This window comes from Serratia sp. K1WW1, assembly GCF_055790865.1.
Genome location: NZ_CM147697.1, coordinates 574,424 through 598,363 on the forward strand (window position 1 = coordinate 574,424; position 23,940 = coordinate 598,363).

22 protein-coding genes are annotated in these 23,940 nt (G+C 54.9%); 14 read left to right on the forward strand and 8 right to left on the reverse strand.

The annotated features are described in order from the left end of the window. Nucleotides 1-89: 89 nt before the first annotated feature. Nucleotides 90-1,502, forward strand: a complete 1,413-nt coding sequence (gene dnaB, locus ACX9GU_RS02615) for a replicative DNA helicase (RefSeq protein WP_024483977.1) — start codon at nucleotides 90-92, stop codon at nucleotides 1,500-1,502. Between the two features lie 17 nt (nucleotides 1,503-1,519). After that, complete coding sequence (gene alr / locus ACX9GU_RS02620; RefSeq protein ID WP_473193765.1) at nucleotides 1,520-2,599, forward strand: alanine racemase; 1,080 nt, start codon at nucleotides 1,520-1,522, stop codon at nucleotides 2,597-2,599. Nucleotides 2,600-2,864: 265 nt separating this feature from the next. Here the strand turns inward: alr and ACX9GU_RS02625 are convergent, their stop codons facing one another. Beyond that, nucleotides 2,865-3,632 (reverse strand): transporter substrate-binding domain-containing protein, encoded by a 768-nt coding sequence (locus tag ACX9GU_RS02625; protein ID WP_021180806.1) that lies wholly within the window; start codon nucleotides 3,630-3,632, stop codon nucleotides 2,865-2,867. Nucleotides 3,633-3,856: 224 nt separating this feature from the next. Between ACX9GU_RS02625 and ACX9GU_RS02630 the strand changes: the two genes are divergently transcribed. From ACX9GU_RS02630 to ACX9GU_RS02645, 4 genes are all read left to right on the forward strand, one after another. Further along, nucleotides 3,857-4,324: an Lrp/AsnC family transcriptional regulator gene (locus ACX9GU_RS02630; RefSeq protein ID WP_024483974.1), complete on the forward strand. Its 468-nt coding sequence runs from the start codon at nucleotides 3,857-3,859 to the stop codon at nucleotides 4,322-4,324. A 74-nt stretch (nucleotides 4,325-4,398) separates the two neighbouring features. Beyond that, nucleotides 4,399-5,592: an amino acid aminotransferase gene (locus tag ACX9GU_RS02635; protein ID WP_473193766.1), complete on the forward strand. Its 1,194-nt coding sequence runs from the start codon at nucleotides 4,399-4,401 to the stop codon at nucleotides 5,590-5,592. Nucleotides 5,593-5,837: 245 nt separating this feature from the next. After that, on the forward strand, nucleotides 5,838-6,191 hold the full coding sequence (locus ACX9GU_RS02640; protein ID WP_021180803.1) for an MmcQ/YjbR family DNA-binding protein: 354 nt from the start codon (nucleotides 5,838-5,840) through the stop codon (nucleotides 6,189-6,191). 375 nt (nucleotides 6,192-6,566) lie between these two features. Continuing rightward, entirely contained in the window at nucleotides 6,567-6,986 is a 420-nt protein-coding gene (locus ACX9GU_RS02645) for a DUF1090 domain-containing protein (RefSeq protein WP_473193767.1), read from the forward strand. A gap of 208 nt (nucleotides 6,987-7,194) precedes the next feature. On the opposite strand, the gene uvrA is transcribed toward ACX9GU_RS02645, so the two are convergent. After that, complete coding sequence (uvrA, locus tag ACX9GU_RS02650) at nucleotides 7,195-10,023, reverse strand: excinuclease ABC subunit UvrA (RefSeq protein WP_473193768.1); 2,829 nt, start codon at nucleotides 10,021-10,023, stop codon at nucleotides 7,195-7,197. A 288-nt stretch (nucleotides 10,024-10,311) separates the two neighbouring features. Here uvrA and ssb1 point away from each other — a divergent pair, with 288 nt between their 5' ends. Then, nucleotides 10,312-10,854 (forward strand): single-stranded DNA-binding protein SSB1, encoded by a 543-nt coding sequence (ssb1, locus tag ACX9GU_RS02655; RefSeq protein WP_024483970.1) that lies wholly within the window; start codon nucleotides 10,312-10,314, stop codon nucleotides 10,852-10,854. A 58-nt stretch (nucleotides 10,855-10,912) separates the two neighbouring features. Here ssb1 and ACX9GU_RS02660 read toward each other — a convergent pair whose 3' ends face one another. Both ACX9GU_RS02660 and bhsA read right to left on the reverse strand, forming a co-directional pair. Continuing rightward, nucleotides 10,913-11,662, reverse strand: a complete 750-nt coding sequence (locus ACX9GU_RS02660; protein WP_473193769.1) for a 3-oxoacyl-ACP reductase family protein — start codon at nucleotides 11,660-11,662, stop codon at nucleotides 10,913-10,915. Nucleotides 11,663-11,868: 206 nt separating this feature from the next. Beyond that, complete coding sequence (gene bhsA / locus ACX9GU_RS02665) at nucleotides 11,869-12,129, reverse strand: multiple stress resistance protein BhsA (RefSeq protein ID WP_473193770.1); 261 nt, start codon at nucleotides 12,127-12,129, stop codon at nucleotides 11,869-11,871. A gap of 191 nt (nucleotides 12,130-12,320) precedes the next feature. Between bhsA and ACX9GU_RS02670 the strand changes: the two genes are divergently transcribed. The 5 genes from ACX9GU_RS02670 (at nucleotide 12,321) to ACX9GU_RS02690 (ending at nucleotide 17,478) form a co-directional block, all read left to right on the forward strand. After that, nucleotides 12,321-12,776, forward strand: a complete 456-nt coding sequence (locus ACX9GU_RS02670) for a lipocalin-like domain-containing protein (protein ID WP_473193771.1) — start codon at nucleotides 12,321-12,323, stop codon at nucleotides 12,774-12,776. Then, nucleotides 12,773-13,441, forward strand: coding sequence for a glutathione S-transferase family protein (locus ACX9GU_RS02675; protein WP_094982835.1), 669 nt, complete (start codon nucleotides 12,773-12,775; stop codon nucleotides 13,439-13,441). The genes ACX9GU_RS02670 and ACX9GU_RS02675 overlap by 4 nt, the downstream gene beginning before the upstream one ends. Nucleotides 13,442-13,487: 46 nt before the next feature. Continuing rightward, on the forward strand, nucleotides 13,488-13,895 hold the full coding sequence (locus tag ACX9GU_RS02680; protein WP_166733529.1) for a VOC family protein: 408 nt from the start codon (nucleotides 13,488-13,490) through the stop codon (nucleotides 13,893-13,895). 387 nt (nucleotides 13,896-14,282) lie between these two features. Next, the gene (locus ACX9GU_RS02685) at nucleotides 14,283-15,644 is read left to right on the forward strand and encodes an NCS2 family permease (protein ID WP_039995975.1); all 1,362 of its coding nucleotides are present in this window, start codon (nucleotides 14,283-14,285) and stop codon (nucleotides 15,642-15,644) included. A gap of 184 nt (nucleotides 15,645-15,828) precedes the next feature. Further along, on the forward strand, nucleotides 15,829-17,478 hold the full coding sequence (locus tag ACX9GU_RS02690; RefSeq protein ID WP_024483960.1) for a Na+/H+ antiporter: 1,650 nt from the start codon (nucleotides 15,829-15,831) through the stop codon (nucleotides 17,476-17,478). Between the two features lie 40 nt (nucleotides 17,479-17,518). Here the strand turns inward: ACX9GU_RS02690 and ACX9GU_RS02695 are convergent, their stop codons facing one another. Both ACX9GU_RS02695 and ACX9GU_RS02700 read right to left on the reverse strand, forming a co-directional pair. Then, on the reverse strand, nucleotides 17,519-19,243 hold the full coding sequence (locus tag ACX9GU_RS02695; protein ID WP_473193772.1) for a SulP family inorganic anion transporter: 1,725 nt from the start codon (nucleotides 19,241-19,243) through the stop codon (nucleotides 17,519-17,521). A gap of 349 nt (nucleotides 19,244-19,592) precedes the next feature. After that, complete coding sequence (locus ACX9GU_RS02700; RefSeq protein WP_473193773.1) at nucleotides 19,593-20,477, reverse strand: LysR family transcriptional regulator; 885 nt, start codon at nucleotides 20,475-20,477, stop codon at nucleotides 19,593-19,595. A gap of 134 nt (nucleotides 20,478-20,611) precedes the next feature. On the opposite strand from ACX9GU_RS02700, the gene ACX9GU_RS02705 reads away from it, so the two are divergent. Both ACX9GU_RS02705 and ACX9GU_RS02710 read left to right on the forward strand, forming a co-directional pair. Next, nucleotides 20,612-21,034 (forward strand): CidA/LrgA family protein, encoded by a 423-nt coding sequence (locus tag ACX9GU_RS02705; RefSeq protein WP_071681571.1) that lies wholly within the window; start codon nucleotides 20,612-20,614, stop codon nucleotides 21,032-21,034. Then, nucleotides 21,027-21,716 (forward strand): LrgB family protein, encoded by a 690-nt coding sequence (locus ACX9GU_RS02710; RefSeq protein ID WP_021180789.1) that lies wholly within the window; start codon nucleotides 21,027-21,029, stop codon nucleotides 21,714-21,716. The genes ACX9GU_RS02705 and ACX9GU_RS02710 overlap by 8 nt, the downstream gene beginning before the upstream one ends. A 30-nt stretch (nucleotides 21,717-21,746) precedes the next feature. Here the strand turns inward: ACX9GU_RS02710 and ACX9GU_RS02715 are convergent, their stop codons facing one another. Both ACX9GU_RS02715 and lpxP read right to left on the reverse strand, forming a co-directional pair. Further along, nucleotides 21,747-22,436, reverse strand: coding sequence for a CTP synthase C-terminal region-related (seleno)protein (locus ACX9GU_RS02715; RefSeq protein WP_473193774.1), 690 nt, complete (start codon nucleotides 22,434-22,436; stop codon nucleotides 21,747-21,749). 227 nt (nucleotides 22,437-22,663) lie between these two features. Further along, nucleotides 22,664-23,584, reverse strand: coding sequence for a kdo(2)-lipid IV(A) palmitoleoyltransferase (gene lpxP / locus ACX9GU_RS02720; RefSeq protein WP_473193775.1), 921 nt, complete (start codon nucleotides 23,582-23,584; stop codon nucleotides 22,664-22,666). Nucleotides 23,585-23,940 lie beyond the last annotated feature (356 nt).

The window sequence follows — 23,940 nt, forward strand, 5'->3', positions numbered from 1 at the left end:
TCCTTTTTTGCGCAGGGAATCATGACTGAAAATCACGTATACTCTTGCGTCAGCTACCCCCATTCGCAACTGAATAAAGAATAGGCTTCATGGCAGGCAAAAAACCAACCAACAAGACAAACACGTACGAACCCAGAGACCGCCAGATGGAAGGGCTGAAGATGCCGCCACATTCGCTGGAGGCGGAGCAGTCCGTGTTGGGCGGTTTGATGCTGGATAACGAACGCTGGGATAACGTGGCGGAGCGCGTGGTCGCCAACGACTTCTTCAGCCGCCCACACCGCCTGATCTTTACCGAAATGCAGCGCCTGCTGGAGATGAGCCGGCCCATCGACCTGATCACGCTGTCCGAGTCGTTGGAACAGAGGGGCGATCTGGAGACGGTGGGCGGTTTTGCCTATCTGGCAGAATTATCGAAAAACACCCCTAGTGCGGCCAACATTGGTGCGTATGCCGACATCGTGCGTGAACGTGCGGTCGTCCGTGAAATGATCTCTGTCGCCAACGAAATCGCCGATGCGGGTTACGATCCGCAAGGCCGCAGTAGCGAAGATCTGCTCGATCTGGCCGAATCCCGGGTATTCCAGATCGCGGAAAACCGTGCCAGCAAAGATGAGGGCCCCAAAGGTATCGAACGTATTCTGGAAGATACCGTCGCCCGCATTGAACAGCTCTATCAGCAGCCGCACGACGGTGTTACCGGCGTAGACACCGGCTATCACGATCTCAACAAGAAAACCGCCGGTCTGCAAAAGTCTGACCTGATCATCGTCGCGGCCCGTCCGGCAATGGGTAAAACCACCTTCGCGATGAACCTGTGCGAACATGCCGCGATGACGCAGGATAAACCGGTGCTGATCTTCAGCCTGGAGATGCCCTGCAACCAGATCATGATGCGTATGCTGGCCTCGCTGTCGCGCGTGGATCAGACCCGTATCCGTACCGGCCAACTGGATGACGAGGATTGGGCGCGGATCTCGAGCACCATGGGGATCCTGCTGGAGAAGCGCAATATGTATATTGACGACTCCTCTGGCCTGACGCCCACCGAAGTGCGCTCCCGCGCGCGGCGTATTTTCCGTGAACATGACGGGATCAGCCTGATCATGATCGACTACCTGCAACTGATGCGCGTACCGTCACTCTCCGACAACCGTACCTTGGAGATTGCGGAAATTTCTCGCTCGCTGAAAGCCTTGGCGAAAGAGCTACAGGTGCCGGTGGTGGCGTTGTCGCAGCTGAACCGCAGCCTGGAGCAGCGTGCCGATAAGCGCCCGGTGAACTCCGACCTCCGTGAATCCGGCTCCATCGAGCAGGATGCCGACCTGATTATGTTCATCTACCGTGATGAGGTTTATCACGAGAACAGCGATCTGAAAGGGATTGCCGAAATTATTCTGGGTAAGCAGCGTAACGGCCCGATCGGTACCGTACGCCTGACCTTTAACGGCCAGTGGTCGCGCTTCGATAACTATGCGGGGCCACAATATGATGATGAATAATCAGCTAAGGAATTGAAATGAAAGCGGCAACTGCTGTCATCGATCGCCGCGCCCTGCGACACAACCTGCAACAGATCCGTCGCCTGGCGCCGCAAAGCCGCCTGATTGCCGTGGTGAAAGCCAACGCCTATGGACATGGCCTGTTGGAAACGGCTCACACTTTGCAAGATGCCGACTGTTACGGCGTAGCGCGTATTGGCGAAGCGCTGATGCTGCGTGCCGGTGGCATCGTTAAACCGATCCTGCTGCTGGAAGGTTTTTTCTGTGCCGAAGATCTGCCCGCGCTGGTGGCGAATAATATCGAAACCGCCGTTCACAGCATCGAACAGCTCGAGGCGCTGGAGCAGATTGAACTGGCGAACCCGGTGTCGGTATGGATGAAGCTGGATAGCGGAATGCATCGACTGGGCGTGCGTCCGGAACAGGCAGAGGCGTTCTACCAGCGTTTGAGCGCCTGTCGCAACGTGGTGCAGCCGGTCAATATCATGAGCCACTTCAGCCGTGCCGACGAGCCGCTGGTGGATGCGACCGAAAAGCAAATCAGCTGCTTTGAGCACTTCGCCAACGATAAGCCGGGCCTGAAGTCGATTGCGGCTTCTGGCGGGATCTTGCTGTGGCCACAGGCTCATCGTGACTGGGTACGCCCGGGGATTATCCTGTATGGCGTATCCCCGTTGGAGGAACCCTATGCCGATCACTTTGGGCTGCAACCAGCCATGACGCTGAAATCCAGCCTGATCGCGGTGCGTGAGCATCGAGCCGGGGAGCCGGTGGGGTACGGCGGGCTATGGGTGAGTGAACGAGATACCCGCCTGGGCGTAGTGGCGATGGGCTATGGCGACGGTTATCCACGCAGTGCGCCTTCTGGCACGCCGGTCTGGCTCAACGGACGTGAAGTCCCTATTGTTGGCCGCGTCTCCATGGATATGATTTCCGTCGATCTGGGGCCGGATGCCAGCGATAAGGTGGGTGATGAAGTGGTGCTGTGGGGCAATGAGCTGCCGGTTGAACGGGTGGCTGCCTTTAGCGGCATCAGCGCCTATGAGCTGATCACCAAGCTGACCCAGCGCGTTACGATGGAATATATCGGCGAGTAGCTCCCCTCACCCCAACCCTCTCCCACAGGGAGAGGGAGCTGATAGCCCCTGCTCTTTTGGTAGTAATCAGATAATCTTGGCAACCTAAGATGAGACAGTCGGTGCTCAGGATGAATCCCTAGACTTTCAGCCCAACTCGATCTGTATCCCTTTGCAAATAAGGCTGTTTGAATGCCGTGATCAGGTAAGTTTCCTAACTGATAGCGCGCTCGATCGGTTCCCTCTCCCTGTGGGAGAGGGTTAGGGTGAGGGGTAATTCGTCAGCTTATTTTTTCACCGCCAGCCACTGGCCGATAATCTTCTGATACTCCCCGCTGGCCTTGCTCAAGTGCAGCCACTGATCGACATACAGCTTCCAACTCATATCATCACGCGGCAGCATATAGGCCTTCTCACCGTATTGCATTGGCTTATCCGGGTTCACCGCACACAGCTTGGGGTAACGTTTCTGCTGGTACAGGGCTTCGGAGGCATCGGTGATCATCACGTCGGCCTTGCGGTCCACCAACTGCTGGAAAATGCCCATATTATCGTGGGACAGCGTCAGGTTGGCCTTGGGCAGATGAGCACGGACAAAGGCTTCGTTAGTGCCACCGGCAGGCTCGATCAGCCGCACCGCAGGTTTGTTAATCTGCTCAATGGTGCGGTATTTTTTCACGTCGGTACAACGTACCAGCGGGATCTTGCCGTCGGTATCAAGCCGCTCGGCAAAAAACACCTGCTTCTGGCGTTCCAGCGTCACTGAGATCCCCCCCATGGCGATATCACATTTCCCGGCCACGAAGTCAGGCGTCAGGGTTTTCCAGGTGGTTTTTACCCATTTCACTTTGGCCCCCAGACTGTTGGCCAGCGACTCGGCCATCGCGATATCAATGCCTTCGTAGCTGCCATCCTCTTTCAGGAAGGTGTAGGGCTTGTAATCGCCGGTGGTACAGACCGTCAGCGTTTTTTGCTGCAATACCTTGTCCAGATTGGATTGTGCGCTGGCGCTCCCGGTGGCGACCAGCAAGGCGAGAGGCAATAGTTTTTTCATCAAATTTCCTTTTCATGTCGACAAAAACATTTGTGGTTTTATGCGCGGTTTTGCCGTTAATTGTTGTTGGTTTGCGTAATTTAGCCGTTTTTTATGCCATTTCTGAGCAAGGAAGCTGGCTTTGCTGCTATGTCTCTCACAACCCGCCAGCACCGATGGTTGCAAGGCTAAAAAAGCTGCTAGTCTGTAGCGTCAACATTTATTAACACATTTTACAGGTGGCTATGTACAACATTGACGATTTTGATATGAAAATCCTGACGCTGTTACAGGCCAATGGTCGTCTGACCAATCAGGAACTGAGCGAACTGGTCGGGCTTTCGGCCTCGCAATGCTCGCGCCGCCGTATCAGCCTGGAGCAGGCCCAGTTGATCAAAGGGTATCACGCCCGGCTGGCACCGGAGGCGGTGGGATTGGGGCTGGTGGGGCTGATAGAGGTAAGCCTGCTGACCCATACCCAAGAGCAGATCGACAGTTTCCATCAGATGCTGGCAGAAGTGGACGCAATTGTTGACGTTTATAAAACTACCGGCGATGCCGACTACCTGCTGAAAGTGGCGGTAGCAGACCTGCCAGCGTTAAGTGAGTTTATCAGCCAGACGCTTTCCCGCCATAAAAGCGTCGGGCATATCAAAACGGCGGTGGTGCTGGAACGGATCAAAGAAAACGGTTTGCTTCCGGTGACCAGATAAAGCTAAAACCCAACGCCGATTTGTGGCTATATTAGGGATTGTACCCGAACAACCAAAATCAGGAGAACCAACCCGTGTTCCAGAATGTTGAAGCCTATGCAGGTGACCCGATCCTGTCGCTGATGGAAAAATTCAAAAAAGATCCCCGTGCGCACAAGGTGAACCTGAGTATTGGCCTTTACTACAACGAGCAAGGCATCATCCCACAGATGAAGGCCGTTGCCGCTGCTGAAGCCCAACTTAACAGCGTTGAACAGGGGGCTTCGGTCTACCTACCGATGGAAGGCCTACAGCCTTACCGTAGCGCAATTCAACAACTATTGTTTGGTGCCGAACACCCCATGCTGCAACAAGGGCGCATCGCCACCATTCAAACCGTGGGCGGCTCTGGTGCGTTGAAAGTGGGAGCCGACTTCCTGAAAAGCTATTTCCCGGACTCTCAGGTTTGGGTCAGCGATCCGACTTGGGAAAACCACGTGGCCATCTTTGGTGGCGCCGGTTTCAAAGTGAATACTTACCCCTATTTCGACGGTGAAAAACTGGGGGTGAAATTTGATGCTATGCTGAGCACGCTGCAACAGTTGCCGGCCAAGAGCATTGCCCTGCTGCATCCTTGCTGCCATAACCCGACCGGTTCCGATCTCACCAATGCCCAGTGGGATCAGGTGGTTAAAGTGATCGCCGAACGTGAACTGATCCCGTTCCTCGACATCGCCTATCAAGGCTTTGGCGGCGGAATGGATCAGGATGCCTACGCTATTCGCGCCATCGCGGCTGCTGGTTTGCCGTGCTTGGTGAGCAACTCATTCTCGAAAATCTTCTCGCTGTACGGTGAGCGCGTGGGTGGGCTTTCTGTGGTGTGTGAAAGCAGCGAAGCCGCCGAGCGTGTGCTGGGGCAGCTGAAAGCGACCGTGCGCCGTAATTACTCCAGCCCCCCGAACTTCGGTGCGCAGGTGGTGGCAAAAGTGCTGAACGATGCGCAGTTGAAAGCGCAATGGCTGGCCGAAGTGGAGTCCATGCGCAGCCGTATTCTGGAGATGCGTAAAGCGCTGGTCGAAACGCTCAAGGGCGCGTTGCCACAGCGTAACTTCGATTACCTGCTCGAGCAGCGCGGCATGTTCAGCTACACCGGCTTCAGCGCGGCTCAGGTTGACCGGCTGCGTGAAGAGTTTGGTGTCTACCTGATCCACAGCGGTCGTATGTGTGTGGCGGGTCTGAACCACAATAACGTTTGTCAAGTGGCCGAGGCCTTTGCCGCGGTGCAGTAACGGCCTGAATGCAGTGATTTTAGGGGCGATAGCGATATCGCCCCTTGTTGTTTCCGCGTGCTGGCGGTTGCCGCCAACGGGATAAAGAATATACTGACTGAGGGCGCTCAGACTTTTCGTATGCGCCATAAAGCCTTGCTTTCAGCGACCAGGCGCGGTTCTCTACCTGACAGGCAGGGTATCTGGCTGGCAACAGCGTACTCACAGTGGTTCGCGCCGCATTGTGTCTTTCGGGAAATAACCCAATGAATAACTCAGCACTGCTGGAATACTGCATGGCAAAACCTGGCGCACACCAAAGCGATCAAAACCAATGGCAGGCCAGCCAGATCAAGGTGGGTGATGTCATGTTCGCTATGGTGTGTGAAGTGCAGGGTCGCCCGGCGTTGGCGATCAAAAGCAGCCCGGAGCTGGCAGAAAGCCTACGTGAGCAGCATCCGGAAATCGTTCCCTGCGAACATCTGAATAAAGCCCATTGGAACGCGGTATTTCTGGATGGCAACCTGCCCAACTCGCAGTTTTATCATTTGATCGACAGCTCATATCGTTTGGTGCTGGAAGGGTTGCCCGATCAGGTGCGCCAAGAACTACGCATCTGAATTAATAGGTGATCAGGCCTGTTGGCTCAAGAGTGGCGACAGGCCAAGAGGACTACGCCCCCCGATACCTATGGGGAAATTTTATTTTGTAGGTCAATATCGTTTACTGTGTTATTTAGTTCCGAGAAACAGGATTGGCAAGGTTTTTTTGAGGTTAATTATACTAATTTGATTATTTTATATTAATTGGTGAGTGTTTAAATTTTGATGAAAATAGGGTGATAATTTATTTTCAATAGTACGGAGCTGTCAATTAAGAGAGTTCTCATTGGAATTTAAATTATGACTGTGTTATTAATGCGTCTATATTAATCTGCTTAAAGGCAAGTAAGGATAAGGGATCCGTAGAGGAACCTACTAAAAGGAAATTTAATTATGAAACTGCATCATTCAATATTTCTCGTACTGCCACTGCTCGTTTACTCCTCATTATCATTGGCTGCGCCCAATTGTGCAATAAAAGAACAAAAACTGCGAGAGCAGCTCGAGTACGCGACGCGTTATGGCAATGTCCATCGTGTTGAGGGGCTGAATCGGGCCTTGGCCAATGTGCAGACCTATTGCCACGGTGGTTACAAAGGCCGTTATAATAGATACGATTATGCGCCTGTCACTCAGCCGTTCGAATTTGATCGCCAGTATGAAATTGCCAAGAAGCAACACAAGGTAGAGAAAAGAAAACAAGAGCTGTATGAAGCACAGCTCAAAGGCAAGCCGAGCAAAATTACTAAACGACAGAGAGAACTAGCCGAAGCTGAATTTGAATTGAAGCAGGTGGAGTCATGGGGAAGGTAGCCTTGCCGATATGAGCATAATTTAGCCGCAGATAAATAATGCTGAGTTTGGATAGTGAGAGTTATTTAGCCACTGCGCGGCACTTACATATCCGTGTGATAGTTAAACCCCTAAAATCTGCTCCTGCTTTTCTATAGCGGAAATTTATTGTTGCGCCGTAATAACGGCCAACATGCCGAGCTTGGTGTTCGGCATGTTGGCCACGGTGTTATCTCTGCAACATCGGTTTCAGGAACCGCGCGGTATGAGACTCTTTACAGTTGGCCACGGTTTCCGGCGTGCCGGACACCAGGATCTCACCGCCGCCGCTGCCGCCTTCAGGCCCCAGATCGACGATCCAGTCCGCCGTCTTGATGACGTCCAGGTTGTGTTCAATCACCACGATGGTGTTGCCCTGATCGCGTAACTGATGCAGTACCGCCAGCAACTGCTGGATATCGGCGAAATGTAGGCCTGTAGTAGGCTCATCGAGGATATACAGCGTCTGACCAGTACCCCGTTTCGACAGCTCACGCGCCAGTTTCACACGCTGCGCTTCACCACCGGAAAGGGTGGTGGCCGACTGCCCGAGACGGATATAGGAAAGCCCAACCTCCATCAACGTTTGCAGCTTACGCGCCAGGGCGGGCACGGCATCGAAGAAGTCACGGGCTTCCTCAATGGTCATTTCCAGCACTTCGTGGATGTTTTTACCCTTGTACTTCACTTCCAGCGTTTCGCGGTTATAGCGTTTGCCTTTGCACTGATCGCAAGGCACGTAGATATCCGGCAGGAAGTGCATCTCTACCTTGATCACGCCGTCGCCCTGGCAGGCTTCGCAGCGGCCGCCCTTGACGTTAAAGCTGAAACGGCCCGGCGTGTAGCCACGGGTACGGGATTCAGGTACTCCGGCAAACAGTTCACGCACCGGGGTGAAGATCCCGGTATAGGTGGCCGGGTTAGAGCGTGGCGTACGGCCAATTGGGCTCTGATCGATATCGATCACCTTGTCGAAATGTTCCAGACCGGTCACTTCGCGGTAAGGAGCCGCTTCGGCAATGGTTGCACCGTTGAGCTGGCGTTGGGCGATCGGGAATAGCGTATCGTTGATCAGCGTTGACTTGCCGGAACCGGAAACGCCGGTAATGCAGGTAAACAGCCCGACAGGCAGCGTAAGCGTCACGTCTTTCAGGTTGTTGCCGCGTGCGCCGCTGAGTTTCAGCACTTTGGTCGGATCCGCGGGCACGCGTTCGGCCGGAATGGCGATTGAGCGCTTGCCGCTAAGGAACTGGCCGGTCAGTGAATCCGGTTGGGCCATGATGTCATCGACGGTGCCTTCCGCTACCACCTGGCCGCCGTGAACACCGGCACCAGGGCCGATATCGATCACGTGGTCGGCTGCGCGGATTGCGTCTTCATCGTGTTCTACCACGATCACCGTGTTACCCAGGTTACGCAGGTGGATCAGGGTTTCCAGCAAGCGTTCGTTATCGCGCTGGTGCAGGCCAATGGATGGCTCATCCAGCACGTACATCACGCCTACCAGACCAGCACCGATCTGGCTTGCCAGGCGAATACGCTGGGCTTCACCGCCGGACAGCGTTTCCGCAGAGCGTGACAGTGAAAGGTAGTTCAGCCCGACGTTAACCAGGAACTTCAGACGATCGCCGATCTCTTTCAACACCTTCTCGGCGATCTGGGCACGTTGACCGCTCAGCTTCATATTCTGGAAGAAGGTCATGGCATGGCCGATGCTGAGCTCGGAGATCTCCGGCAGCGTAGTATCTTCCACGAACACGTTACGGGCTTCTTCACGCAGGCGGGTGCCACGGCACGAGGCGCAAGGACGGTTGCTGATAAATTTGGCCAGCTCTTCGCGCACCGCGCTGGATTCGGTTTCTTTGTAACGGCGCTCCATATTATGCAGCACGCCTTCAAACGGATGGCGGCGCACGGTGGTGTCACCGCGATCGTTGATGTATTTGAATTCGATCGACTCTTTGCCCGAACCGCTCAGTACCGCTTTCTGCACGTTGGCATCCAGGCTGCTGAATGGTGCTTCCACATCAAAGCTATAGTGCTCCGCCAGCGAGCGCAGCATCTGGAAATAATAGAAGTTACGGCGGTCCCAACCGCGGATAGCGCCACCGGCCAGAGAAAGCTCGGGGTTTTGTACCACACGCTCAGGATCGAAGAACTGCTGCACGCCCAGTCCGTCACAGGTAGGGCAGGCGCCGGCTGGGTTGTTGAACGAGAACAGCCGGGGTTCCAGCTCGCGCATGCTGTAGCCGCAGATAGGGCAGGCAAAGTTGGCGGAGAACAGCAGTTCATCGGCCTTGTCGTCATCCATATCGGCGACGACGGCGGTACCGCCGGACAGTTCCAATGCGGTTTCAAACGATTCGGCCAGGCGCTGTGCCAGATCGTCACGCACTTTGAAACGGTCCACCACCACTTCAATGGTGTGTTTCTTTTGTAGCTCCAGCTTTGGCGGATCGGACAGATCGCACACTTCACCGTCGATACGCGCGCGGATATAGCCCTGGGTTGCCAGGTTTTCCAGCGTTTTGGTGTGTTCGCCCTTACGATCTTTCACCACCGGTGCCAACAGCATCAGGCGTTTGCCTTCCGGCTGGTTGAGCACGTTATCCACCATCTGGCTGACGGTTTGTGCCGCCAACGGAACGTGGTGATCCGGGCAACGCGGTTCGCCGACGCGGGCAAACAGCAGGCGCAGGTAATCGTGGATCTCGGTGATAGTCCCGACCGTGGAGCGCGGGTTATGCGAGGTCGATTTCTGCTCGATGGAGATCGCCGGGGACAGACCTTCAATATGGTCGACGTCCGGTTTTTCCATCAGCGAAAGAAACTGGCGAGCGTAGGCAGAGAGCGACTCAACGTAGCGCCGCTGCCCCTCGGCATACAGGGTATCAAAAGCCAGTGAGGACTTGCCTGAACCTGATAAACCGGTGACGACGATCAGCTTGTCGCGCGGGATAATCAGGTTGATGTTTTTGAGATTGTGGGTTCGAGCACCACGAACTTCGATATTGTCCATTTACACTTCCCGTCTTGATGATACACCGCGCCTGTCTGCGTTCTTCTGCGGGCGATTTGTGTGATCTAACGCGCAATAAAACGGCTCGGCCATTACGAAACGCATAATTATGGCACAAAAAAACCTGAATGAATATCCAGTATACGATTGCAACAAGGTCGATTGCCGGGACATTTTTGGAAGGCACTTCGCAGGTATAATCTAAGCAGGTGGCATGCTACAATTTGTGGTTTAGACTATCCAAAATGTGGTCTGAATCCACTTAAATGACTCATCGGGAGATCGAACATGGCCAGCAGAGGCGTAAACAAAGTAATTTTGGTCGGGAATCTGGGTCAAGACCCTGAGGTCCGTTACATGCCTAATGGCGGCGCAGTTGCCAACATTACCCTGGCGACCTCCGAGAGCTGGCGTGACAAGGCTACTGGCGAGCAGAAAGAAAAAACGGAATGGCACCGCGTGGTGTTGTTCGGCAAGCTGGCAGAAGTGGCGGGTGAATACCTGCGTAAAGGTTCCCAGGTTTACATCGAGGGTGCATTGCAGACCCGTAAATGGACCGATCAGGCGGGCGTAGAAAAATACACCACCGAAATCGTGGTCAACGTGGGTGGCACCATGCAGATGTTGGGCGGCCGCCAAGGTGGTGGTGCTCCAGCAGGCGGCGGCGCTCCAGCGGGTGGCCAGCAGGGCGGTTGGGGTCAACCTCAGCAGCCACAGGGTGGCAACCAGTTCAGCGGTGGTCAACAGCAGCAGGCTCGCCCAGCGCAAAACAGCGCACCAGCGGCCAGCAACGAGCCACCAATGGACTTTGACGACGATATTCCGTTCTGATTGTGCTCAGGTTCAAAACGAAAAGCCCCTTTTTGGGGCTTTTTTGCTTTAGAGGGCATTACGCTGAGAAGCCACCGTCAATCGTCAGGCTGGCACCGGTAATATATCCCGCCTCTGGCCCCGCCAAATAGGCCACAAAGCTGGCGATCTCTTCATCCTTGCCATAGCGGCCAATGGCCATCATGGTTTTCATCAGTTCGGCAAAGTCGCCATCCGCCGGGTTCATATCGGTATCTACCGGGCCGGGCTGGACGTTATTGACGGTAATGCCACGTGAACCCAGATCGCGAGCCATACCCTTGGTTAAACCGACCAGTGCCGACTTGCTCATGGCGTAGATCGCCCCACCGGCAAACGGCATGCGCTCAGCGTTGGTGCTGCCGATATTGATAATGCGGCCATTATCGTTCATATGGCGCGCGGCCTCCTGGCTGGCGACAAATACGCTGCGGACGTTAACGGCCAGCGTGCGATCTAGATCTGCTAACGACAATTCCTCCAGGCTACCCATTGCCAGCACGCCCGCGTTATTCACCAGAATATCCAGCTTGCCGAAGCTGTTTACCGTCTGGCGTATCGCCTGTTGCAGAGCTTCAGCGTCGGCACTGTCTGCACGGATGGCAATGGCTTGACCGCCAGCGGTCGTAATGGCTTCAACCACCTCATCGGCTTTATCGGCGGAGGAAACGTAGGTGAAAGCGACGGTAGCGCCTTCACGTGCCAGGCGTTTAACGATGGCGGCACCGATACCGCGGGAACCACCCTGGACAAAAGCTACTCTACCTGACAGAAATTGCGTTACTGACATGATATTTCTCCAGAAGTCGTGAAGGTTATTGAATAGCAAAAGCAGTATCGGGAAAGAACGGACTGGGAATTGCCAGAGCATGCCGTGAGCAGGGCTCTATCGGGGAAGTGCCGGTTGGCTGGTAAATTATAGAGCAGTTTGGTGAGTCTGGGTTTTGTCGCCCGCTATAACGCGAAAAGCCCCTTACGGGGCTCGTAATCTGACGATTAGTTAAAGATTTCTGCTGTGCCGTACAGCTTGTTCTGGCCACCGGCGGAAACGATGCGGTAAGCGTTGGCACCGGATGCGGCAGCTTTGCTTGCCAGTTCGGCTTCCAGAGCGCTCAGGTTGCTGGCACCGCTTACGGAAACCACACCGATTTTCTGTGAGTCGGCAGTTGGCTGGCTGGTGACCTGGTCAGCGGCAATGCTGGCGAAAGAAGCGGAAGTTAACAGTACAGCGGTAGCAAAAATTTTGATGCTTTTCATGATTCAATCCTCAGAGTTTTTGTTAGGTGAGAGGCCGTTGTCTCTCGATGTATTGAATGATAGGCCACTGCTCTGGATTAGAAAATCGGAGAGTTTTGAGTATCTTTATCAAATAAACTGAATTAAGGCGATGGTTGGCGATCGTTGAAATCACAACTACCTTTTAACCAGGGCTTTTAGGGAGTGATGTGATGACAACGAATCAGTTTATTGGCGGTTGGGCGCTGGTTTCTTCCGTATTCAAAGGGGAGGATGGCGCAATACATCACCCTTTGGGCGAGCAGGTGTTGGGGCGGCTCAACTATGAGGCTAACGGCACCATGGCGGCGCAGCTCTATAGCGCAACGCGGCCAAGGTTTGCCTCGGAGGATTTGGCTCAGGGCAGCGATCGAGAGATCCGCCCCGCCTTTGTGAATATGCTTTGTTACTTTGGCCGCTATCAGATTGACGAAGATAAACAATGCGTCATTCATCGCGTCGAGGGTTGTTCGTTCCCCAACTGGCTGGGTAGCCAGCAGGTCCGCTTCTACAGTTTCACTGGCGAGACACTCACATTACGCACCGTGCCGTTGCAACTGGACAACAGCGTGCAAATTGGTGAATTGGTGTGGCAACGGCTCCAGGCCGCTGAGGGAGAAAAATCATGATTATCGTGCATCACCTGAACAACTCGCGTTCGCAGCGCATCTTATGGTTCCTGGAGGAGCTCGGTGTTCCCTATCAGGTTCTGCGTTATCAACGCGATAAAACCACCATGCTGGCACCGCCCGAATTGAAAAAGATCCACCCGTTGGGCAAATCGCCGGTAGTGGTAGACGGCGATCTGACGCTGGCCGAGTCGGGCGCCATTATTGAATACCTGCAGGAAGCCTATGACGCGCAAGGGTTATTCACGCCCACGGATTTTCACGCTCGCCAGGAGTATCGCTATTGGCTGCACTATGCAGAAGGGTCGTTGATGCCGCTGCTGGTAATGAAACTGGTGTTTAGCCGTTTAGGACACCCGCCGATCCCATGGGTGATACGCCCGATTGCCGGGGCGATCGGTAAAGGGGTACAGAAAGAGTATCTGGATAAGCAGATTGTCACGCATCGCGATTATCTGGAGCAACACCTGAATAAAAGCACCTGGTTTGTGGGCAATGAATTCAGCGCTGCGGATATCCAGATGAGTTTCCCGGTGGAGGCGCTAGCTGGGCGAGGCGGGCTGGATGGGTGCCCGAAACTGCAAGACTATCTGCAACGCATTCACGCGCGTCCTGCGTATCAGCGGGCTCTGGAACAGGGTGGGCCGTTTAGCGTGCTAGGGTGAAGGCTTGAACTATACTCGATAGGGTCACTTTCATAGGAGGTAGCCCATGGCTACGCAAATTTTTGTTAACCTGCCCGTCAGCAATTTGCCCGCTTCTATCGAGTTCTTCCGACAACTGGGGTTTATCTTCAACCCGCAGTTTACCGATGACACTGCCGCCTGCATGGTCGTGAGTGAGAGTATTTACGTGATGTTGCTGACTCACGAGAAATTCCAACTGTTTACCCCCAATCCCGTCAGTGATGCCAATAAAGCGACGGAGGTGCTGATTTGCTTGTCGCAACCCAGCCGTGCTGCGGTAGACGCGTTGGTACGCAAAGCCATTTCCGCCGGTGGCAATACTTATAATCAGCCACAGGATTACGGCACTATGTATGGCCATGGCTTCCAGGATTTGGATGGTCATATCTGGGAGTTGATGTATATGGATGAGCAGGCGATGCAGTCGCAATAATCTTTTCCGCCCCAAGCTGTCGGGGCGAACTCCCTTCTCAAGTCGTAATGCGATAAACCTCACATCTTCAACAATGCGCGTTCGCAATACGTTTTCGCATAAATTGTCGCGATCTTTAGTTGATCAGACGGCATAGAAGGCTAGATAATCGTTTGCCTTGAAAATCCCGCCCAGAAGCATTTGGGATTTTTAAGGGTAAGACCATCATAAATCACCCGCTGCATGCGATGAGAGTTAAACGTTTGCCTTTTACACGGCGTCTGTTGCCGCGTTCCTGAAGGGTAAGGAAGCGAACGTGACGGAAACGGTTTCGTAATGACCATGCATCAGTGGGATAACAAGCCATTTCATCCAGGCTGGCAGCAATGAAAAACAGGGGACAGCAACATGTCGAATTCTCAAGCAAATAACGCCGTGACACCCAAAGGCGGGCTTGATGCGTATTTTAAACTTACAGCGCGGGGTACCAACGTGCGTCAGGAAGTGGTGGCAGGGTTAACCACCTTCCTGGCGATGGTCTACTCGGTGATCGTGGTTCCCAGCATGCTGGGTAAAGCCGGTTTCCCACCGACTGCGGTATTCGTTGCCACCTGCCTGGTTGCCGGTTTGGGGTCGTTGCTGATGGGCTTGTGGGCCAACCTGCCAATGGCGATTGGTTGCGCCATTTCACTGACTGCGTTCACCGCCTTTAGTCTGGTGCTGGGTCAGCAGATCAGCATTCCCGTGGCGCTGGGCGCGGTATTCCTGATGGGGATCCTGTTTACCATTATCTCGATTACCGGTATCCGTTCCTGGATCCTGCGTAACCTGCCAATGGGAGTGGCGCACGGCACCGGTATTGGTATCGGCCTGTTCCTGCTGCTGATTGCGGCTAACGGTGTCGGTCTGGTGGTGAAAAATCCTCTGGATGGTTTGCCAGTAGCGCTGGGAGCATTTACCTCGTTTCCGGTGGTGATGACGTTAATCGGCTTGGCGGTGATCTTCGGCCTGGAAAAACTGCGCGTGCCTGGCGGCATCTTGCTGGTCATTATTGCCATTTCGGTTATCGGCCTGATTTTCGACCCGGCGGTGAAGTATCAAGGGCTGTTCGCCATGCCTAGCCTGGCGGGGCCGGATGGCAAATCGCTGATCTTCAGCCTGGATATCATGGGTGCGTTACAGCCGGTGGTGTTGCCAAGCGTGTTGGCATTGGTAATGACTGCGGTGTTCGACGCCACGGGCACCATCCGTGCGGTCGCCGGGCAGGCCAATCTGCTGGATAAAGACGGCCAGATCATTAACGGTGGCAAAGCGCTGACCTCTGATTCCCTGAGCAGCATCTTCTCCGGGCTGGTTGGGGCTGCACCTGCCGCGGTTTATATCGAATCTGCCGCGGGTACGGCGGCGGGTGGTAAAACCGGCCTGACGGCCACCGTGGTCGGGCTGTTGTTCCTGCTGATCCTGTTCCTGTCGCCGCTGTCCTATCTGGTGCCAGTGTACGCCACCGCTCCTGCGCTGATGTACGTTGGCTTGCTGATGTTGAGCAATGTCACCAAGCTGGATTTCGACGACTTTGTCGACGCCATGGCCGGTTTGCTGTGCGCGGTGTTTATCGTGCTGACCTGTAACATCGTGACCGGCATCATGCTGGGCTTCAGCTCGCTGGTGATTGGCCGCGTGTTCTCTGGTGAATGGCGTAGGCTGAACATCGGTACCGTGTTAATCGCGGTGGCGCTGGTGGCATTTTATGCGGGTGGTTGGGCAATTTAAGCCTTTCTTCAACGGGGCCATCCTCTGGCCCCGTTGTTCATTTCATTAAGACTATTCTCCCTCTTTTCTGCGACGTGTTTTGAAAGGCACAACAAGCTTTATAACTGAGAAAAAAAGTGATCTACTATTCGGACACTGTTACCCGCGCGCTTTGGTGATCTGAACTTAAGAGTCTAAGGAAAGCATGGAAATATTTTTTACAATCCTCATTTTGATCCTGGTGGTCTCCCTGTCTGGGGTGGTAACACGCATGTTGCCGTTCCAGATCCCGTTACCCTTGATGCAAATTGCCATTGGGGCTCTGTTAGCCTGGCCGAATTTCGGGCTGCACGTTGATTTTGACCCCGAACTGTTTTTAGTGCTGTTTATTCCGCCATTGCTGTTTGCCGACGGTTGGAAAACACCGACACGCGAATTCCTGCACCACGGGCGTGAAATCCTGGGGCTGGCATTGGTGCTGGTGCTGATCACCGTTGTCGGAGTTGGGTATCTCATTTACATGATGGTACCGGGCATTCCGTTGGTTGCTGCGTTTGCGCTGGCGGCGGTGTTGTCACCTACCGATGCCGTGGCACTGGGGGGTATTGTTGGCAAAGGGCGCATTCCCAGAAGCATCATGAGTGTGCTGGAAGGCGAGGCGTTGATGAATGACGCTTCCGGCCTGGTATCGTTAAAATTTGCCATCGCGGTGGCGATGGGCACCATGGTGTTCACCGTCGGTGGTGCCTCCATGGAGTTTCTGAAGGTGGCGATCGGTGGTCTGCTCGCCGGTGTAGCGGTGACCTGGACCTACAGTAAATCGCTGCGCGTGATGAGCCGTTGGAGCGGAGACGATCCGGCCACGCAGATTGTGTTGCTGCTGCTGTTGCCTTTTGCCTCCTATCTGATTGCCGAACATATCGGCGTGTCCGGTATTCTGGCTGCCGTCGCGGCGGGGATGACCATCAGCCAGTCTGGCGTGATCCGTAACGCACCACTGGCCATGCGTTTGCGCGCTAACAGCGTCTGGGCGATGCTGGAGTTCGTGTTCAACGGCATGGTGTTCATCATGTTGGGGCTGCAACTGCCGGGGATCCTGGAAACCTCGATTGTGCAGGCTGAACTGGATCCGACTATCGAGACCTGGTATCTGTTTACCGACGTGGCGATTATCTACGCCGCGCTGCTGGTGCTGCGTTTCAGCTGGCTGTGGGTGATGAAAAAGGCCAGTAATCGCTTTATGAAAAAGCGCCCTCTACAGTTTGGCGATTACAGCATACGTGAGCTGTGGGTTGCTTCTTTCGCTGGCGTGCGTGGGGCGATTACGCTGGCTGGTGTGCTCTCTATCCCGCTGTTACTTAGCGATGGTACCGCCTTCCCGGCGCGCTATCAGCTGGTGTTTATCGCCGCCGGGGTGATCTTGCTGTCACTGATCGTTGGCGTACTGGCGTTGCCGTTATTGCTGCGCGGGGTGCATGTCGCAGACAAGAGCGCCAGCAAGACCGAAGAGCGCATGGCGATTGCCATGGCTGCCGAGGTGGCGATTGAGAGCATCAACAAGATGGAAGAGCGGCTGGTGGCAGACACCGAGGAAAACCTCGATCCGCAGGTGCTCAAAGAGGTCAGTTCCAGAGTGACCGGAATGTTGCGGCGGCGTATTGCCAGTAAAGACGATATCGAAAATGCGCTGGCGTTGGAAAACCTCGAGCGGCGCTTCCGTTTGACCGCATTGCGCGCGGAGCGTGGTGAGCTTTATCACCTACGCGCCACGCAAAAAATCAGCAACGAGACGCTGCAAAAACTGCTGCACGATCTCGATCTGCTGGAAGCCTTGCTGGTTGAGCGAGAAGGCTAACCACATCTTTACGGGGGCCGCTATGCGGCCCTTATCTTATTCAGCCGAAGGTTTCGGCATCTCGCTCCCCTTGCGCTTTACTCTCCTTGCTTTGGATCAGCTTCAACGCCAGATACAGGTCGGGAACCAGGAGCAGTTTATTCTCCTTATTGCCGGAGCGATCCAGGCGAAACCAACGTGTCAGCTCGGTACGGCGGCCTGCAAGTACCAGGCCGATCCCCCGCAGTTGCAGATCCCGCTTCAATTCTTCGACAGCCGCGAGCACGCTGATATCCGCATGGGTGAAGCTGGCTACCGCGTCAATCACCACCCAACGTGGTTGGCCCGGCGATCCATCTACCAGAGTGGTGATCCGCCGCTTGAAGTAGGCAACGTTAAAATAGGTCAACGGCGAATTAAAGCGGTACATAATGACGCCATCGACCGGCTGGACCCCGTTGCTCTTACCCAGCGAATGGATCATACCGTCTGCATTGACCCCCAGTAGCTGCTCGGTAGGCCGGAAAACCGTCTGTAGAAACTGCAACAGACCCAGCAGCACCGCCAGCCCAATGCCGGGAATGATCCCTACCAGCAGCACGCTCAAGAAAGTAAACAGCGCCAGATAGAACGCGGGGCGATTGCGTTTGCGCAGCCGGAAAATGCTACGCATATCCAGCAGCGACCAAGAGGCGTAAATCAGCACCACGCCAAGTACCGCAATGGGGATAAACTGCAGCGGCTCGCTAAAAAATGCCACTACCAAAGCGATCGCCAGCGCGGCAATCACCGAGACCAACTGGCTTTTGCCACCGTTGGCATCGTTAACGGCGGTACGGGAGTTGGCACCGCTGATGGCGAATCCCTGCGAAAGCCCAGAGACGATATTCACCAGCCCCAGCGCACGAAATTCGCTATCGGCGTCAACTTCGTAGCCATTTTTTGCCGCAAAGCTTCGAGTGGTCAGCATCATGCTGACAAAGCTGACTACGGCAAGGTTGAGCGCCGGGATCACCAGATCGCGCAGCAGCCCGGGTTTAAAATCAGGCCATGACACCATGGGCAAACCGCCACCGGTATAGCCCCCAACCGTTTCAATGCCGAAGCGCGGCAAATTCGCCGCCCAGGTCAACGCCGTCGTCAGCACTACGGCGAACAGCGGTGCGGGCCAGTTAGGCCGGGTATAGTGGACGCCAAGCAGGATCAGCAGCGTCAGTAGTGACATAAGTACCGTGGGCCAATGGCTGTTGAGCAAGTTAACCGGCAGTGCGTAAATGCGTTCAATCAGCTCGCTGGAGGGCGAGGCAAACCCGAATATCTTGCTGATCTGATTAACGATAATCGTCAGCGCCACGCCGTTGAGCAACCCATTGAGGATCGGGCGTGACAGCAGGTCTGCAATGGCTCCCAGCTTGAAGCGGCTGGCAATCAGGCACCAGGTTCCCATCATCAGGGTCATCACGATGGTCAATTGCCAGTGCAGCTCGGTATGGCCAGCCGCTAGCGGAGTGACTACTGCGGCGATGACCGCGCAGGTGGCTGCATCAGGTCCGACGATCAACTGACGCGATGAGCCAAAAATGGCGTAGGCGATCATCGGGAGGATGCAGGAGTAAAGACCAACGATGGCGCTCACGCCAGCCAGCTCGGCATAGGCAATCGCCACCGGTAATGCCACTGCCGCCACCGAGAGGCCAGCGCGGATATCAGGTTTCAACCAGCTACGCTCGTAAGCGAGCAGGTTCATCAGGCCAGGAGCGATACTCTGGAGGGATTTCCGCTGCATATCTTTTCCATCCGGCTGAATAAAGGGGCATGCTGTCTCTTTCGTTGGCCGGAAGAGTAAATCAGCGGTTTTTTAGTGATTTTTTGTGAGCATTAGCCGAAGTATAGCAGGCGATTGTGACCTGAATTTGCTGCCGTTATGGGATGAGAGGGGTGACCCTAGGTTGTCAGTAAAAGCTAATCCCCCTCACCCCAGCCCTCTCCCAGGTGCAGACCGTGGCCTCATGAACATCTGTTTTGGGGAGAGGGAGCTAGTCCGGAGCCGCAGTCAGGTGCAGGAGGTGATTTGTAGCTCGTACAGCTCCCTCGCCCTGTGGGAGAGGGTTGGGGTGAGGGAAAACAGACGACTATCAAGGCTGAGGCCAATACTCCCGGCAGCAGGCAATCCAGGCCTGGGCGCTGTGAGAAAGGTAGCTGCCCTGGCGCCAGATCAGCCCCACTTGCCACTCCATTCGTGGCTCCAGCGGCAGCCAGATCAGGTTTTCTTTATCCAGCCATTGGCAGACTGGCTCCGGTAAGGTGGCAATTCCCACGCCGGCCTGCACCATCGCTGCCAGAAAATCCCACTGGCCGCTTCGTACGGCAATCTTGGGTTCGAAGCCCGCCTGCTGAAAGGCTGCCATCAGCATTTTATACAGCGTGAAGTCTTCGTTATAAATCAGGATTGGCCACTCGGCCAGCTCATTGATCGCGATGTTGGTGCGGTTGAGCCAGTGTGCCGTCTTTGGCACAACTACGCACATCGGGTGGCTTAGCAGGGGCAAAAAGGTCAACGGCTGGTCAGATACTGCGGGCAGTATCGTCATCGCCAGGTCCAACTCTCCGGTTAACACCGCCTGTTTGACCGAAAGGCCGCCCAGTTCGGATATCTTCAGTTCGATCCCTGGATAGATCTGGCGGAACTGACGGATCAAACCGGCGATCTGCCTGCCGACCATCGGTGGAATACCCAGCCGCAGCACCCCCTTTTTCACCGAGCTGATGTCCTCCAGTTCGGCTTCCAACTGGCGGAACTCATCGAGGATCGCCAGGCCGCGCTGATAAACCGCCTGCCCGCTGTCGGTGAGGTGCAGCTTGCGCCCTTCGCGTACCAGCAGTGTGCACTCCAACTCATCTTCCAGATGGCGCAACATCTTGCTGATGGTGGGCTGGGTAACAAACAGCTTCTCGGCCGCGCGGGTGAAACTTTGCTGGCGGACCACTTCCACAAAATAACGCAGGGTGCGGACATCCACTTTGGGCTCTCCTGAAGGCGGTGCCGCCGGGAAACTATTCCCTTACGGCATGATGTTGATGATTTTAATTCATTTCAGGCAGGGTTTCCCGGCTGCGTATACTGTAAGCCTTGATTTTTTCTGAGGTTGCTTTCATGTCTCTGGCGTTACGCCGTGCTGCGCCTGCTTTGCTGACTCGCTTACAGGTGCCGATCCAGGTAGTGCTATATGCCTTGTTATTCCTGCTTGCCGATCGGCTGGTGCAGCAGTTTCATCTGCCTTTGCCCGCCAATATCGTGGGGATGTTGATGATGTTGGCGCTGATCCTGCTGCGCATTTTGCCGCTCAACTGGGTAAAAGCGGGATCGCGTTGGCTACTGGCCGAAATGCTGCTGTTTTTTGTGCCAGCGGTGGTGGCGGTGGTGAACTATGCCCAACTGTTGATGGTGGAAGGCTGGAAGATTTTTCTGGTGATTGCCATCAGCACCATGCTGACGCTGGGAGCGACCGGGCTGGTGGTGGATCGCGTTTATCGCTTCGAGATCTGGCTGCAACGGCGGAAAATGCGTAATGAATGACGTGATCCTCAGCATCACCTGCTTGGTGGTGACATTGGTACTCTACTTTGCCAATAAACGGCTCTATCGCCGCCGCCGTAGCCTGCTGTTGATGCCGTTGGTGCTGACGCCGATGGTATTGGTGCTGTTGCTGGTGGTGACGCATATCTCGTATCAGAGCTATATCGGTGAAACGCACTGGCTGCTGTGGCTGCTTGGCCCGGCAACCATCGCCTTTGCCGTGCCGGTATATGAAAACCTGCATATTATCCGCCGCCATTGGCTTTCTCTCAGCGCCGGGGTGCTTACCGCGGTGGTGGTAGCCGTTTACAGCTCGGTGTGGCTGGCCCGTTGGTTGACGTTACCAGATGAGGTGCAGCGCAGTCTGGCGGTACGTTCCATCACTACGCCGTTCGCGCTGGAAGCGGCGAAGCAGATGGGTGGCCAACCTGATTTGGTGGCACTGTTTGTGGTGATCACCGGCGTGTTTGGCATGGCGGTAGGCGATATTCTGTTCCTGCGCCTGTCGGTGCGCAGCGGTCTGGCGAAAGGGGCGGGGTTTGGTGCTTCTTCCCACGGTGCCGGTACCGCCAGAGCCTATGAGATAGGCCAGCAGGAAGGGGTGGTGTCTAGCCTGGTGATGATGTTAGCGGGGATTATCACGGTGATCGGGGCGCCCTTGATTGGCCGGTTAATGTGGTAATCAGGGGGCTGGGTTTGCCCCCGGCAAGGCTTATCGAGCGGCCTGGATCAGGGCCACAATCAGTGGGGAAAGCTCCCCACGTAACGCTGCACGTTCTGACTGGAATAGGGTAGCGGCATAAAAACGGTGCCCTGGCAGTTCCACCGAGCGCACATCGCCTTCAATGTCATGCCCACTAATGATCAGTGGGTGTTGCTCCAAATCCGCCACAAATTCAGGGTTAACACCAAAGTTACAGTGATAGCCTTCGTGAGTCTCCAGCTTGCCATAGGCGCGGGCGATCAGCGTGTTTGGCTGAAACAGTATGGTGCCGGTTTTCTCAACCAGTGAACAGCTCAGCGGTGCGATCACCAAGCGGCCCCCGCTATCGGTCTCCGCGTGGCCTGCATCGTGCCAACCCATTACATTGCGCGCATATTCCACCACCGCATATTGAAACCCACCGCAAGACCCTAGAAAAGGGATGTTTTGCTCGCGGGCATGGCGGATCGTCATAAAGACGCCGTCATCGTTGCGATAGGGGCTGCCAGGGACCACCCAGATAGCATCATAATCCTGCAGGACAGAGACATCGGTCAGGGTTTCTGTGGGGAGCCACTGGGATTGGATATCAATATCCAGGTGTGAGGCGGTAAGTTGGAGTGCGACGGGGATGGCCTGGTGGGCAACGGCTTCGCTGCGGTAATCACCAATCAGAGCAAGACGAACCTGCGTTTTCATCGTTTATTTTCCTGAGCGGGTAAAAAAGGATGTTACAGCAGAGTTAAAAACGGGTCTGTGAATTTTTCAAAGGAGAGCACAAAATGCGCGAGGGATTGAGAGTGTGCTACAGATTGGTTGCGGTACCTGATTTCGGCTCCGTACGGCCCCCTCTCCCTGTGGGAGAGGGTTGGGGTGAGGGGGATTGCCGATCTCGGCTGATCAACATCACCTTTCAGAAAGCGAGTTTAATACAGTGAAGGCGAACCCGTAGGGCGCGTTTTGAAACGGCGATGCAGCCACAGATATTGCTCTGGAGCGCGCATGATCTCTTTTTCTACCACTTTATTCATGTAGGCGGCGGCGGCCACTTCATCGTCGATTGGGTAGTCTTCTAACGCCGGTTGGATCAGCAGATCGTAGCCACAGCCTTTCGGGCGACGGATCAGTACGACCGGTACCAGTGCCGGTTTAGCCATGCGGGCCAGCATAAAGGTCCCGCTGGTGGTGGCGGCCTGATCGACGGCAAATAGCGGGGCAAACACGCTGCCACGTGGGCCGTAATCCTGATCGGGAGCAAACCATACGGCTTCGCCGCGCTTCAGGGCTTGCACCATGCCGCGCAAATCTTTGCGATCCAGCATGGCTTTGTTAGAGCGCATGCGGCCTTTGGTTTGTGCCCATTCCATCGCCTTGTTGTTGTGTGGGCGATACATGGCCATCATCGGCTGACACAGGCCCATCGCCCGGCCGCCCAACTCCAGCGACATGAAATGCACGCCAATCACCAGCACGCCACGGCCATTTTGCTGGGCCTGTTTCAGGTGGTTGATGCCGCTCACGTTGAACCAGCGTTTCACGCGTTTATCTGACCAGAACCAGGCCATGCCGGTTTCCAGCAGGCCCATGCCGAGGGATTCGAAATTACCGATAATTTGACGTTCGCGCACTGCTGCATCCATCTCCGGGAAGCACAGTTCAAGATTGCGGCGGGTGATCGACACGCGGCGTTTCAGGAAGCGCATAGAGGTGCGGCCCATCCAGCCACCTAGCCTATGCAGCACAGGATAGGGTAGTTGAACCAGCAGGAACAGGACCGCCAGGCCAAACCAGGTCAGCCAGTAGCGAGGGTGCAGTAATGCACGTTTAAAAGTTTGTGGACGCTTCATATTAACTCTGTATGCGAAATGGGGTAGAAACCTGTAGCGCATAAAGAAGCGACTCAATAGCGATACCATACTCTGACACCCAGTCATGACGATCGTTTAGCCATTGACTAAACCTTTACATTCGAAGGGCGGTTCGCACTGCTATCAGACTTCGGAAGGACGGCTGCTTGCCAGCGAAGGGGGCTCTCGTACTCACGATTATACCACACAAAACGTGGGTGTGAGAGTGGGCGGGGGACATGTGCCCAAATGGCTATCCGTGGGCCATCTGGATATCTCCTGTTAGTACTGTTGATTCTTTGTTTAAACGAGGTATGTCCTTCTATACTGGAAGTAAATGGTTCCTTTCTTTGCCT